At 27.7% G+C, this 14,600-nt stretch carries 10 protein-coding genes; 8 read left to right on the top strand and 2 right to left on the bottom strand.

Going from position 1 to position 14,600, the window contains the following annotated elements; translation table 11 throughout:
* Positions 1–16 precede the first annotated feature (16 nt).
* The 5 genes from IC758_RS13915 to IC758_RS13895 are packed head-to-tail and all read left to right on the top strand — an operon-like array spanning position 17 to position 7,042.
* On the top strand, positions 17–988 hold the full coding sequence (locus tag IC758_RS13915; RefSeq protein ID WP_227860536.1) for a glycoside hydrolase family 5 protein: 972 nt from the start codon (positions 17–19) through the stop codon (positions 986–988).
* Positions 989–992: 4 nt separating this feature from the next.
* A complete protein-coding gene (locus tag IC758_RS13910) occupies positions 993–3,296 on the top strand; it encodes a glycosyltransferase (RefSeq protein ID WP_227851503.1) in 2,304 nt (767 codons plus the stop codon).
* A gap of 10 nt (positions 3,297–3,306) precedes the next feature.
* Positions 3,307–4,383, top strand: a complete 1,077-nt coding sequence (locus IC758_RS13905; RefSeq protein WP_227824197.1) for a hypothetical protein — start codon at positions 3,307–3,309, stop codon at positions 4,381–4,383.
* A 16-nt stretch (positions 4,384–4,399) separates the two neighbouring features.
* Entirely contained in the window at positions 4,400–5,818 is a 1,419-nt protein-coding gene (locus tag IC758_RS13900) for an MBOAT family O-acyltransferase (protein WP_227432503.1), read from the top strand.
* Positions 5,819–5,833: 15 nt separating this feature from the next.
* Positions 5,834–7,042, top strand: a complete 1,209-nt coding sequence (locus tag IC758_RS13895) for an alginate O-acetyltransferase AlgX-related protein (RefSeq protein WP_227482870.1) — start codon at positions 5,834–5,836, stop codon at positions 7,040–7,042.
* A gap of 58 nt (positions 7,043–7,100) precedes the next feature.
* On the opposite strand, the gene IC758_RS13890 is transcribed toward IC758_RS13895, so the two are convergent.
* Positions 7,101–8,489: a cation:dicarboxylate symporter family transporter gene (locus tag IC758_RS13890; RefSeq protein WP_227432505.1), complete on the bottom strand. Its 1,389-nt coding sequence runs from the start codon at positions 8,487–8,489 to the stop codon at positions 7,101–7,103.
* A gap of 338 nt (positions 8,490–8,827) precedes the next feature.
* On the opposite strand from IC758_RS13890, the gene IC758_RS13885 reads away from it, so the two are divergent.
* The gene (locus IC758_RS13885; RefSeq protein WP_227824196.1) at positions 8,828–10,162 is read left to right on the top strand and encodes a CoA-disulfide reductase; all 1,335 of its coding nucleotides are present in this window, start codon (positions 8,828–8,830) and stop codon (positions 10,160–10,162) included.
* A gap of 159 nt (positions 10,163–10,321) precedes the next feature.
* On the opposite strand, the gene IC758_RS13880 is transcribed toward IC758_RS13885, so the two are convergent.
* Positions 10,322–11,239, bottom strand: coding sequence for a ribonuclease Z (locus tag IC758_RS13880; RefSeq protein ID WP_227432507.1), 918 nt, complete (start codon positions 11,237–11,239; stop codon positions 10,322–10,324).
* A 206-nt stretch (positions 11,240–11,445) separates the two neighbouring features.
* Between IC758_RS13880 and IC758_RS13875 the strand changes: the two genes are divergently transcribed.
* A complete protein-coding gene (locus IC758_RS13875) occupies positions 11,446–12,330 on the top strand; it encodes a DUF4846 domain-containing protein (RefSeq protein WP_227860535.1) in 885 nt (294 codons plus the stop codon).
* Between the two features lie 207 nt (positions 12,331–12,537).
* Positions 12,538–14,445: a bifunctional metallophosphatase/5'-nucleotidase gene (locus IC758_RS13870; protein WP_227860534.1), complete on the top strand. Its 1,908-nt coding sequence runs from the start codon at positions 12,538–12,540 to the stop codon at positions 14,443–14,445.
* Positions 14,446–14,600: the final 155 nt, after the last annotated feature.

Raw genomic sequence — 14,600 nt, 5'->3', positions numbered from 1 at the left:
TAGTATAGCAGCCTTTTTGAGTATAGCTTTTATTGGATTTTATTTTATAATAAGAGGAGATAATGATAAAGTTACAATGCAACGAGGAATAAACATAGGTAATGCGTTAGAATCACCAAAAAATTTTCCTTGGGATGTTAAAATGTCAGATAAGTATTTTGATGATATAAAAATGGCAGGTTTTGATACAGTCCGTATACCAGTAAGATTTTCTGATTACACCTCAGATTCTAATGATTATAAAATTGATGAAGAATTCTTCAAAAAGATTGATGGACATATAAAGTATGCTTTGGATAAAGAGTTAGTAGTTGTGTTAGATTTACATCACTTTGAAGACATTATGAAAGAACCACAAACTAATAAAGAGAAGTTTTTAAAAATATGGCAACAAATAGCTAATAGATATCAAAAATATGATAAAAAATTGGTTTTTGAATTATTAAATGAGCCTAAAGAAAGCCTATCTCCACAGTTACTAAATGAATACTTTAAAGAAGCTATAAATATAATTAGAAAAACTAATCCTAAAAGGACAATTATAGTGGGTCCATACAATTACTACCAAATTGATTATTTAAAGGATTTAAATATTCCTAAAAACTCTAATATAGTAGTTTCATTTCACTATTATGAACCAAATGATTTTGCATTCCAAGGAAATATCTATCATAAAGGGTTTGAGAACTTAAGCAATATTACTTGGGAAGGAACAAATGAACAACTTGAGTATCTAAAGAAAAGATTTGATACAGTAGAGAAATGGGCTAATAAAAATAATGTAAAAGTTTTATTGGGAGAGTTTGGAATAACAAAAGAGGCACCAGAAGCTTCAAGAGTAGCTTGGATAAAAGCAGTAAGAGAAGAGGCTGAAAAACGAAATTTTTCATGGGCTTACTGGGAACTTGCCTCTGGATTTGGAATATATAATCAAGTTGAAGGTACTTGGGATGAAGAGATATTGAATGCACTAGTAGGAAAGAGGTGATTTGATGAAGAAAAATTCAAAAAAGGTACTTATAACCTTAACTATTATTACTAATATTATATATATATTGTGGAGAATTTTTTATACAATACCTAAAGAAGAAGGGATGTTTGCATTAATTTGTGCGATAATACTACTTTCAGTGGAGTTAATAGGGATGATGGAAATGTTTGTACATTATTATGGAATGTCTAATATTGAGTATCCTGAAAAGCCAATTATAAGTGAAGAACTTTATCCACCTGTGGATGTATTTATTGCAACATATAATGAGTCTGTTGACTTGGTAAGAAAAACAATAAATGGATGTCTTCATATGCAATATCCTGATAAGAAAAAGGTACATATATATATATGTGATGATGGTAATCGTGAAGAAATGCGTCTTCTGTCAGAAAAAATGGGTGTCAATTATATAACTCGAACAGAAAGAGAAGGAGCCAAAGCTGGAAACCTAAATAATGCAATGCAGCATACAAACTCTCCTTTGATTGCTACATTTGATGCAGATATGATACCAATGCATGATTTTTTAATTGATACAGTACCATACTTTTTAAAAAATGAACAGGCTAAAAAAGATGGAGAAAAAGAACAATACGAAAAGATTGGTTTTGTGCAAACACCACAAAGTTTCTATAATCCAGATTTATTTCAATTTAATTTACACTCTGAAGGTAGAATTCCAAATGAACAAGATTATTTTTATAGAGATATTCAATTAGCTAGAAATAAAACCAATTCTGTAATTTATGGTGGTAGTAATACAGTTATTTCAAGAGAAGCTTTAGATGAAGTTGGAGGATTTTATACTTTTTCTATCACAGAAGATTTTGCAACAGGTATTTTAATTCAAAGTAAAGGATATAGATGCTATGCTATTCCAGAAGTACATGCATCAGGATTATCTCCAATAGATTTAAAAAGCCTTATTAAACAACGTGAAAGATGGGCACGTGGATGCATACAGACAGGTAGACGATTGAATATTTTGTTTAGAAAAGGTTTAGGATTTTGGCAGAAAATAAGTTATATTTCTTCAATTACTTATTGGTATGCAAGTATAAAACGCTTTACTTATATAATGGCTCCCATTTTATTTTCAGTCTTTAATGTAATTGTTGTAAAATGCACATTACTTCAAGTATTGATATTTTGGTTACCTATGTATATTTTAAGTAGTTTATCCCTTAAAATATTTTCTCAAAATATAAGAAACACAAGATGGACTAATATATATGAAACTATAATGTTTCAGTCTTTAATGCCAGCAGTAATACTTGAAACATTTGCAATATCTAAGAATAAATTTTCAGTGACCAATAAGAGTAAAGCAGAAGAAAAAAGAATATATAAGGTTTTGCAAGGAGCACCATATTTTATATACATAGTGCTATCTATAATAGGAATCTTAAAGATGTTTATATCAATATTTAAAATGAATTCAATGACATACTCAGTCGTACTGTTTTGGTTAATTGGAAATCTTTTTAATCTTGTTATGGCCATGCTGTTTATATCAGGAAGACAACAATTAAGAAAATCTGAGCGTTATGTTGCTGAAATTGATTTTAAACTAAAGCAAAATTCGTACATTCTTTCTTCAAAAACAATTGATATATCAGAAAATGGATTTGCGTTTTTGTTGGAAAATCCAGAGTATATTTCTCCAGAAGAATTTGAGGTAGAGTTTAAAGAAAAATCAGGAAATGAAATATATATAGCCAGTATGAAGGCAAAGATAGTTAATGTTGTGGAAATAAACTCAAAGTGGAAGTATGCATGTTACATTACACACATTGAAGATAATCAATTTGATAATTGGATGTGTATTGTTCATGATAGGGTGCCGACTTTGCCAATGACAATATCTAATCAATTAGGTTTTTTTGATGACTTGCAAATTAATGTAAAAAAACGTATTGAAAAATCTAAAACTTTATCGAGAAGAAGTCCAAGAATTAATACAAATTTCCAAAGTGATATAGAAAATATAGGTAAGGTAAAACTGGTAAATTTTAATTATCAGTATGTATTACTAGGTTTTGAAAATAAAGATATTTATCCTCAAAAAATAGAAATAGAACTTAATGAAAATATTATACTTGAGTGTGATTTATGTGAAGGTAAAGCCGATATGAGGGGTGTTTTATACAAAGTAAATAATATTGATAGTATAATGCAAAATTTATTTTTAAGAGAGGAAATGATGGAGTGGATATTACAACATAAAACAATTATAATTTCAAAACCTAATGAAAAGAAAGACGAATGCACAGATGAGTTTGAGCCAATGAAATATATTTAGGAGAGATAAAATGAAAATTTTAAAAGTATTTTTGTGTTATTTAAAATATTTTATTTTAGTGTTTATTTTTTTTATAAACAGTACTTTTACAAGTTCAGGAATAAGTAATAAAAATTTAGATTTATCTTTTAAAAAGGTGGAAAGTAATTTAAGTGCTAACATCATACATGAAAATACAAGTATAAAAATAGAGACAGATAGTTCTAAAAATAATAAAGAACGTTATCTATATATTTATAAAAATATAAAAGATGACTGGAATGTATTCCATAATTTTTATATTGAGATTCAAAATAAGAATAAAAGTCCTCAGCGAATTAATTTAAACATACAAAGTAAGGATACGCTTGACTTTAAGTTAAAAGAAGGTAGCGAAATATTTATTGAAAATCAAAATATAATATATTCAGATAAAATAAAAGATGGATGCATAGATATACCAGGTGAGTTTGAGGGAAAAATTTATGTGAATTTTAGCAGTTTTATAAATGATAAAAATAATGTCATGTTAGATTCAGATGTTCTATCAGATATTAACGGGTGGGGAATCACATTTATTCCATCTAGTGAAGAACATAATGTTATTACTATAAGAAAAGTATCTTTACTTTTAGAGGAGCAACTTGAATCCTTGCATAATATTAAAATAATTGGTGATGAAGAAGTACAAATACCTGTATTGGGTCAAAGTATAAGTCAATATAAAGTGTCAGGACTGGAACAGAGTTCAAAAATTAAGTACTCATTTGTAGAAAAACAAAACAATGTAAATATATCTCAGGAAGGTAAATTAACATTAAATAATGAAGTACAACCTGGAGAAATTATTTTAAAAGTTAATGTTGATGACAAGTTTAAAGTTGGAAAGAAGATAGTATTGACTCAGTCTTGGAGTATTAATCAAAAAGATAAAGATGGTGTTCCGTATACCTTAGTATCACCTAAACAATCACCAACCGTACAAAATATGAAAACAGTAAATGCTATGAATAATAGTGTAAATTTTATTCGCATTTTATTTATATCCTTATTAGCAATATGCTTAGGGATATACTTATATTGGAAAAAACACTTAAAAACTGAGTAAAGAGAGGAGGTATAGCATGTTATTTTCAAGTTTGATTTTTTTATTTTATTTTTTACCAATAACTTTGGTATTATATTATTTATTTAGATTTAATCGGACAATCCAAAATATGATATTACTTATTGTTAGTTTATTTTTTTATGCCTGGGGAGAGCCGAAATTTGTTGTTATTATGATAGCTTCTATAATAATGAATTATATATTTGGTTTGATAGTAGACAGATATAGAAAAAGTAAAGTAAAAGTAAAGATTATTTTGATTTTGATGTGTATATATAATATAGGTGTTCTATTTATATTTAAATATCTAGCTTTTGCACTAAGAAATATTAGTTCGCTTATTAATACAGAACTTGCGATTCCAAGCATTGTTTTACCTATAGGTATTTCATTTTTTACCTTTCAAGGAATGTCTTATGTTATAGATGTTTATCGTGGACATGGAGAAGTTCAAAAGAATCCTTTTTATGTAGGATTATATATAGCTTTTTTCCCACAATTAATAGCAGGGCCTATAGTTAGATATGAAAGTGTTGCAGAACAAATTCATAACAGAAAAGAAACTTGGAATAAATTTTCTATTGGAACATGTAGGTTTATAACTGGTTTAGGTAAAAAAATATTAATTTCTAATAATATGGCAATAGTAGCAGATTATATTTACACTATGAATAGTCAAGGTTCAATAGCTACATCGTTGGCTTGGCTTGGTTCAATAGCTTATACTTTACAAATATTTTTTGACTTTTCTGCGTATTCAGATATGGCCATAGGTTTAGGTCTTATGTTTGGTTTTAAATTTGAAGAAAACTTTAATTATCCATATATTTCAAAATCAATTTCTGAGTTTTGGAGAAGATGGCATATTTCTTTAGGAATGTGGTTTAAGAGTTATATATACTTTCCACTTGGTGGTTCTAGAGTTTTAAATAAAGACATTATGATTAGAAATATGTTTATAGTATGGTTATTTACTGGAATATGGCATGGTGCAGAATGGACATTTGTGATTTGGGGGATTTTGAATTTTGTTTTTTTAATTATAGAGAGATTTATAATGTTTGAAAAGATTGAAAATCATAATCTCATAAAACATATTTATACTTTACTAGTAGTAAACTTTGGATGGGTACTGTTTAGAGCTCCAAATTTAAATGAAGCATATAACTATTTTAAAGCTATGTTTGGTGCAAGTGGAGTTATGTGGAGTGACTATACATATATGTTCTTGAAAGAATATTTGATTTTCTTTATATTTGCATTTATTTTTAGTGTACCTATTGCAAAAAAAGTTAATAAATTTGTTGTTGAACAAGCTAAATACAGTACATTATTTAATTTATTTTATCCAATTTGTTCTATTTTATTGTTCTTTATTTCTGTGACATATTTAGTAACTGGAAGTTATAATCCATTTATTTACTTTAATTTTTAGCTGAGGAGGAAAAGTATGAATAGATTTTTTAAAGTAAGGCTAATAACTACAATTATATTCTTAGTTGTTTTATTCACCTTCTCTATCTCTAATATCTGTTATTCTGGAAAAGATATGATACAAGAAATAAAAAAATCAATTAATGATAAGAATAGTTTAAAGGATACTATATCGTCTATTGATAATACAGTAAATGACAAAGTGATATATAAAAATACTTTTATTGAAACTTATGGATATTTGCAAAAACTAATGGGTAAAAATGAATTTTCAAAGTTTAGTGTTGTGAAAGATACTTCTGGCAAAATGCATTACACATATTTTGCTAAATCTCCAAATCAAGTTGATTTATTGTCAGACAGAGTAAGTAAGTTCTCTAAGGAAATGGATAAACAAAATACTAAATTAGTTTATTTAATGACTCCAGATAAATATATAAAAGGAGTAACACAGTTTCCTAAAGGCATACCTTATTCCTATAGTAATGAGACAGCAGATAATTTTTTAAATGAACTAAAAAATGATAATGTTGACTATATAGATTTTAGAAAAAATATTTTAAAAAGTGGTATTTCAAAAGATGAGTTATTCTTTAAAACAGACCACCATTGGAAAGTAGAGACTTCTTTTTGGGCATTTGGAGAATTGATTGAACAGCTTAATAAAAAATATAACATGAAATTAGATGAAAATTATTATTATAGAGATAAAGAAAACTATAATTCGATTGTATATCCTAGGTCATTTCTTGGTTCTATGGGAAGGAAGACAGGAATTTTATATGGTGGAATAGATGATTTTACACTAATTTATCCTAAATTTAAGACGAATTATACATACTATACAGATTCTAAATCTCAAAAATTTGAATTAAAAGGAAGGTTTGAAGAGAGTTTGATATTATCATACCCTTTTAATGCTGACCTTAATTTAATGGATGGACAATCAGATAAATATTTTACATACTTATTGGGGAATCGTCCACTAGTTAAAATTAAAAATATAGAAAATCCAGAAGGATTAAAAGTGTTATTTGTTAAGGACTCATTAATTGTACCAACAGCAGCATTCTTTTCTTCTGTTTGTTCAACTATGGATATGATAGACCCTAGATACTATGATGGAGATATATTAGAATATGCAAAGTCTCAAGATTATGACTTTGTTTTTATATCTGTATATCCTCAAAACCTTACAAAAGAATTTTTTCCATTTTGTAAATAAAATAAAAAATAAATGGCTAACTTTGTACTATGTTAGCCATTTATTTTTATAATATTTTTTAAGAAATGTTTTTCTTATTGAATACTTCTTTATCAACTTTTCCAAGTGACTTACCTACAGTAATTGAAGATACCATAGCACCATTGACATTTATCATTGTACGTCCCATATCTAGTATAGGGTCTATTGCAAGTATTCCACCAACTAGTGGGAAATAAGAGCCAAGACCTACTCCAGAAATAACAACTGAAACAGCTATTGTAGCAGTTCCTGGAAGACCTGCTATTCCAAGTGAACTAATTGTTATAACAATTAACAGCATAACATAAAAACTGATATCCATATTTACTCCAGCCATATTAGCAAGAGTAACAGCCATCAAAGCTGGATATATGCCAGCACAACCATTCATACCCATGTTTGCACCTAAACTTGCTGTAAAGCTTGATACACCCTCATCAACTCCGTGATTTTGTACTAAACTTTCTATCGTAACAGGTAATGTTCCCAAACTAGAACGTGAAGTAAATGCTAGAAGTAGAGCTTCAGTTGAATTTTTTATATAAGTAATAGGATTTAGACCATTTAAAGTTATAAAAATTAAATGTATAACAAATAATATTGCAACTGATATATAAAGAGCTAATATAAAATATAAAACAGAAATTATTGAACTAATACCTTGTGAAGTTATTGTATTAGCAAGTAGTGCAACTACAGCATAAGGCATAAATTTGATAACAGTCATAGATACACTAACAATTATCTTGTAAGATGCTTCTATAAAATCTATAAATGGATTTATAGTTTCAAAATGTTTTTTACTTAGTCTCTTTACTGAGGTACCTATAAATGTAGCAAATATTATTGTAGCTACAATATTTCCATTTGCCATAGCCATTACAGGATTTGATGGTAATAAGCCTCTTAAAGTATCTACAAGAGAGTTTATTTCCTTAAGCTCTTGATTTCCACCTAAACTGGATAAATCAGCTCCTACTCCTAATCTCATCGTGTTTGCAACAACAATTCCAACAATTGCTGCTATAGCCGTAGTAATAAGGAGCATTCCTAAAGATTTAAATGTCAAAGTTCCAAGGTTATTATCTTTCATGTTAATAATTACTTTTATAATTGATAAGAAAACTAAAGGTATTACTAACATTTTTAATAAGTCCATAAATCCAGAACCAAATAAACTATACCATTTGCTTACTTCTTGTAACCAAGTAATTTGAGTTGTATCAGTAGGAAAACCAGCAAAAGCTTGAATAATAATTCCCAATATAAGACCAATTATTGTAGCATATATTGTTCTCAATGAAAATTTGATTTTTTTCTTTTCAAATTGTCTAACAATAAAAAATATACCTATAAGTAATAATATGAAAAAAATCGTTTTAAAATCTGTAATCATAAGAAATTGTGATAAGAATGAGTTTTCCAATATTTTTTCTCCTTTGTCTAAAAATAAATTTTTCTAAGCTTAAATGATATCAATATATTAAAAAAATGTCAATATTATATCACAATTTACCGAGATAGAATAAAATAATTTAATTTATCAAAATATGATTAAATAGATGAAAAGGGGGTATAATATATGTTTAAAGACTTTGAATTAGATTAATGGATGTAAGAACAACTTTTATAAAATTTGATTTCAAATAAAAAGATGTTAAAAAAATAACTAAAATTATCATGAAAATATATACATAGAATAGATATTAAATGAAAAGTTTAAACTAAGTAGAGAAATTAATTAGACGTCTAAGGAGAGATAAAATGAGAGTAATAATAATTGGTGGTGTTGCAGCTGGTATGAGTGCTGCAGCGAAATTAAAAAGAATTAAACCTGAATACGAGGTTGTAGTTTATGAAAAAACTGAAATAGTGTCTTTTGGAGCTTGTGGGTTGCCATATTTTGTAGGTGGTTTTTTTGATGATGCTAATGATTTATTGGCAAGAACACCTGAAAAACTTAGAGAATCGGGCATTGATTTAAATATATTTAGAGAGGTTGTTGCAGTTGATACTAAGTCTAAGAAAATAAAAATAAAAAATGTAAAAACAGATGAGATATACGAAGATTACTATGATAAATTGATGATAGCAACTGGGGCAAGAAGCATTCTGCCTCCTATAAAAAATATAGATTTAAAAAATGTTTCTACACTAAAAAGCCTATATGATGGAGAATATCTAAAAAAATTATTAAGTGGAAAAGAAATAAAAAAAGTAACAATAATAGGTGCTGGATTTATAGGATTAGAAGCAGTTGAAGCATGCAAAAAATTAGGTAAAGATGTACATGTAGTTCAATTGGAAGAGAGAGTATTACCACAAGTATTTGATAAGGAAATTACAGATGTCTTAGAGGATGAAATAAGAAATCACGATGTAAAATTGTATTTGGATGAGATAGTTGTAGAATTGTCTGGAAAAGATAAAGTGGAAAAAGTAATAACAAATAAAGGTACAATAGATACAGATGTTGTGATAATTGCTACTGGTGTAAAACCTAACACGGAATTTTTACAAAATACAAATATAAAAACATTAAAAAATGGAGCTATAGTAGTTGATGAATATGGCAGGACTTCTGTTGAAGATATATATTCTGCTGGTGATTGTGCAACTATAAAGAATATAGTGAGTAATGAAAATGCATATATACCTTTAGCAACTGGAGCAAATAAATTAGGTAGGATAGTAGGAGAAAACTTAGCAGGTAAAGAAGTCTCTTATCAAGGTTCTCTATCCTCAAGTTGTATAAAGGTTATGGATATGGAGGCTGCCTCAACTGGAATTACAGAGAAACAAGCTAGTGATTTGGGATTAAACTTCAAATCCAAATTTATTTCTGATTATAATCAAACTCACTATTATCCTGGAAGAAATAAAATATATGTAAAACTTATTTACGATGCAGAGACAAAAGTTATTTTAGGTGGACAAGTAGCTGGTTTTAAAGATGCTGTTCAAAGAACTAATGTGTTGGCAGCTGCTATCTTTGGAAAAATGACCACAAGTCAACTTGGGATGTTAGATTTATGTTATGCTCCACCATTTGCAAGAACCTGGGATGTATTAAATGTAGCTGGAAATGTATCTAAATAATTTTATCTAAATAACTATTAATAATTAAGTAACTATTAATAAATTAAATAACAGTAATAAATATTAAAGGAATGAGTTTACCCTAAAATAATTTTATCTAAGGTAAGTTCATTCCTAAATTTTTATTAAGTATAATTTTTACTAAAGCTGTAAAATTAATTATTCATCAAAATTTAAGTGTAAGCTAAGTCTATCTTCACCAATAATCGTATTTTCAAAAACATTAGTAGCATTTTCTAAGTACATGTTAGGCATATCTAATGATGGGCTAAAGTGTGTCAATAAAAGTTGCTTAACATTTCCTAGTTTTGCAAGGTTTGCAGCTTCTCTAAAAGTCATATGCTTATTTTTGACAGCTTTTGAAATATCTAAATCATCACCATACATAGCTTCACATATAAATAAATCGCTATCTTTTATAAAGTTAGGTATTGAGTCTATAGGTCTTGTATCTGTTGTAAGACTTACTTTAACTCCTTTTCTTGGTTCTCCTAAAACCATGTCTGGAGTGTATTTTTTTGAATTTAAAACTACACTTTGACCATCCTGAAGATTTTTCCATATTGTTTTAGGAACTTTATTTTGAGTTGCTTTATTTATATCAAATTTAGGATTTCGTTTAAAATTAAAACTGTATCCTATACACTCTATAGAGTGTTCTAAATGGATTGTTGAAATCTCTATGTTTTTTAAATACTCATTATCTAAAGAAAAACTACCTTGAGGATTTTCTATAATTTTTAAAGTATAGGGTATGTATTCTACTAAATTTCTCATAGAACGAATACAATCAATTATTCCAATAGGACCAACTATAGTTAAATCACTTGTACGACCGCTATTTCCAATCGTTGATAGAAGCCCTAAAAGTCCAAATATATGGTCACCATGTAAATGTGTTATACAAATCAAGTCTATATCTTTAAAGCCACATTTTTTCAACTTCATAGATACTTGAGTGCCTTCACCACAATCAATTAGTATTTTTCTGCCTTTATAATTCATGAATACAGAAGACAAAAATCTATGTGGCATGGGTACATTTCCACCACATCCAAGTAAAGTTAAATCTATCATTTTTTCCCCTTTCTAAAATTAACACAAATCTGTTGTTTGTTTTTATTATGATATCCTATTATAATTATTTTAACATTAAATACAACAATAAATGTGCATTTGAGTCAAGAAATATTAGTAAATAGAAATTTTGTATAATAGTATACAAGAACTCTATAAGTATAACTTTGCATTTATTTTTGAAAAATTTATAGGAGGTAAATCTAATGAAACCGTCAAAGAAAATTACTATTTTATCATTGATGATATTGACTTTAGTTGGATGCAGTAATGGGGAAAGTAAAAAAACAGTTGAAGGTTCTAACCATATTCAAAATTCTAAAAAAGAAGAGCAATCTATCGTAGTACATAAAGAAGAAAATATATTAAAAGATAGGTATGAGCCACCAAAAGGATTTAAAAGGGTTGATGTAGAAAAAGGTAGCTTTGAAAGTTTTTTGAGGAATACTAAGTTGAAAAATTATGGTGAGAAAGTTAAGTATTACGATGGTAGAACTAAGGAATCAAAAGGTATCTATGATAGTGTATTCGATGTCAATATTGGTGATAGAGATTTGCATCAATGTGCAGATGCAATTATGCTTATGAGAGCAGAATACCTGTATCAGAATAAGAGATATGATGAAATAAGCTTTGACTTTGTGGATGGTTTTAAGGCTAAGTATTCAAAATGGGCAGAAGGATATAGGATTTCAGTAAAAGATAGTGGTTCAAGTTGGTATAAAGCAAGTGAATATTCAACATCATATGATAGTTTTAGAAAATTTATGGATATAGTATTTGCTTATTCAGGCACTTTATCACTTGAAAAAGAATTAAAACCTGTGCAACTTGATGATATGAAAATAGGGGATGTTTTTATAGTTGGAGGCAGTCCAGGACATGCAAGTATAATTATGGATATGGCAGAAAATGAAAAAACCGGAGAAAAGGTCTTTATGATAGCTCAAAGTTATATGCCTGCTCAACAAACTCAGCTTCTTATTAATCGTAAACAACCAAATTTAAGTCCTTGGTATAACTTGAATTTTGAGGGGGATTTAACAGTTCCTCAATGGACTTTTAAAAGAGACCAGCTAAAAAGGTTCTAAAAAATACATATAAAATAAATGAAAATATAAGTGTGAAAAAATGTAACTAGATTAAAACTTGTTGGATATGGACAAAATTAAATTGATAGATAAATATTAAAATCGAAATGATTAACTTCATATATTCTAATATTTATCTAAAAAGCTTTATCTTAAAATAAGAGTCTTATTTTAAAGCTGAAACTAATTTTAGGAGGATAACTTATATTGAAAATTAGAAGATATTTAATTTTAGTAATTATAATTCTAATTACAACAGGCCAGAGTTTTATTTCTTATGGACTAGAGAGTTTTGAAGAAAGTTATAAAAGTGTAGAACAATTAAATAACTTTAAGCACAAAATAGAAAACTCATCTAAAGAAATAACCATTTTTCACACTAATGACATACATGGAAGATATGCTGAAGGTGATGAATATATACAAATAGGTAATCTAGCTACATTAAAAAAGGAAACTCCAAATTCAATTTTAGTAGATGCAGGAGATTGCTTACATGGGTTACCAATAGTAAATATGAATAAAGGTGAAGATGCAATTAAATTAATTAAAAGTGTTGGATATGACTATATTACTCCAGGAAATCATGACTTCAATTATGGAAAGGATAGATTATTAGAGCTATCTAAAATTGCTAATTCAGGAGATAAAACTTTAAAATTTTTAGCATCAAATATATTTGAAGATGATAAGAACATATTTGACAGTAATGATATAAAAGAAATAGATGGTATAAAAATAGGATTTTTTGGGCTTACAACCCAAGAAACAAAAAGTAAGACAGGCTCTAAAAATGTAGAAGGATTAGAGTTTAGAAATCCTATAGAAAGTGCAAAAGAGCAAGTAAATGAATTAAAAAGAAAAGGTGCTGATGTAATAGTTGCAATATCACATATTGGAACTAATAGTTTAAGTAAGCCAAATAGTATAGATATAGCAAATAAAGTTAATGGTATTGATTTAATTATTGATGGTCATAGCCATACTAAGTTTGAAAATGGTAAACAGGTTGGTGATACACTGCTTGTAAGCACAGGGCAATATCTAGAACATATTGGTGAAGTAAAGTTAACATTGGATACTAATGATACAGAACATATAAAAATAGAAAATAAATCAGCAAGATTAATTGAAAAAGAAGAAGCATTAGAGTATAAGCTTGATTCTAACATAAGTGAAAAGATTGGTGAAATAAAGAAACAGCAGGAACAAGTTTTAGATAAAGTGATAGGAGTAACAAAAAATACTCTAGATGGCTCATATGAAAATGTAAGGACAAAAGAAACGAATCTAGGAAATTTAATAGGTGATATCTTATTAGATAAAACTAAAGCAGATATTTCGCTATTTAATGGGGGGAATATAAGAGATACAATTGAAAAAGGGGATATAACAATAGGAAGTATTGCAGATGTATTCCCTTTTAGCAATACTATAGTTACTAAAAAACTTACAGGAGAACAAATTAAAAGTGTTTTAGAACATGGAGTAAAACTGTATCCAGAAAAAAATTCAGCCTTTTTACAAGTGGGTGGAATCTCATACTATTTTGACCCAAAGCAGAAAGAAGGAGAAAAAATAACTGGTATTATGAAAGATGGAAAATCACTTGACATGAATAAAGAGTATACAGTTGCAACCAATGATTATATAGCACTAGGTGGAGATGAATTTCCTTGCTTATCAAAAGAACCAATCTTAGAAGATTTTGGAAGTTTAGAAAGCGCAGTAATTGAGTATATAGAGTATAAAAAAGAAATCTGCAAGAGTGTAGATGGAAGAATTAGCATTAAAACTAAGGAAGAATTGATAATTAAAAGTAATGAGAGTAACTTAGTATTAAATGGTGATGAAGATAATTTAAATGATAGTGAAGACAGTGCAAATAATGAGGATACTAAAAACTCAAATGAGAATAAACGTAAAAATTTAGATAAAATGAAAGCTAGAGAAAGTTCTAATATAAAAGCATCTAAAGCAGAAATTAAAGAAAAATCTCCTAAAACAGGCGATTTAGGTATCAAAGATAGTATGTTTATATTTGTAGCTTCGAGTGTTTTAATTTACTTATTCAATAATAATCAGATAAATTTAAAAAATAAAAAAGTAAAATAAAATTAGTAATAAAATCAATAATAAAATAGAATTAATAATTATTTATTGATAAATAGGTATTGATTATTATATAAAATACAAACCTAAGCAAAGGTAATTGGATGTTTAAATACTGGATTACCTTTGTTTTTTTATTTATGTATAGTAATATCGAA

The sequence above is a fragment of the Clostridioides sp. ES-W-0016-02 genome, from assembly GCF_020641035.1.
Classification (GTDB): domain Bacteria; phylum Bacillota; class Clostridia; order Peptostreptococcales; family Peptostreptococcaceae; genus Clostridioides.
Note: the sequence above shows the minus strand (reverse complement) of the source record. Positions and strands in the feature narration are given on the sequence as shown.

Coding starts and splice junctions, on each gene's coding strand:
- IC758_RS13910 (WP_227851503.1), top strand. CDS start 993: ATGAAGAAAAATTCAAAAAAGGTACTTATAACCTTAACTATTATTACT.
- IC758_RS13905 (WP_227824197.1), top strand. CDS start 3,307: ATGAAAATTTTAAAAGTATTTTTGTGTTATTTAAAATATTTTATTTTA.
- IC758_RS13900 (WP_227432503.1), top strand. CDS start 4,400: ATGTTATTTTCAAGTTTGATTTTTTTATTTTATTTTTTACCAATAACT.
- IC758_RS13895 (WP_227482870.1), top strand. CDS start 5,834: ATGAATAGATTTTTTAAAGTAAGGCTAATAACTACAATTATATTCTTA.
- IC758_RS13885 (WP_227824196.1), top strand. CDS start 8,828: ATGAGAGTAATAATAATTGGTGGTGTTGCAGCTGGTATGAGTGCTGCA.
- IC758_RS13880 (WP_227432507.1), bottom strand. CDS start 11,239: ATGATAGATTTAACTTTACTTGGATGTGGTGGAAATGTACCCATGCCA.
- IC758_RS13875 (WP_227860535.1), top strand. CDS start 11,446: ATGAAACCGTCAAAGAAAATTACTATTTTATCATTGATGATATTGACT.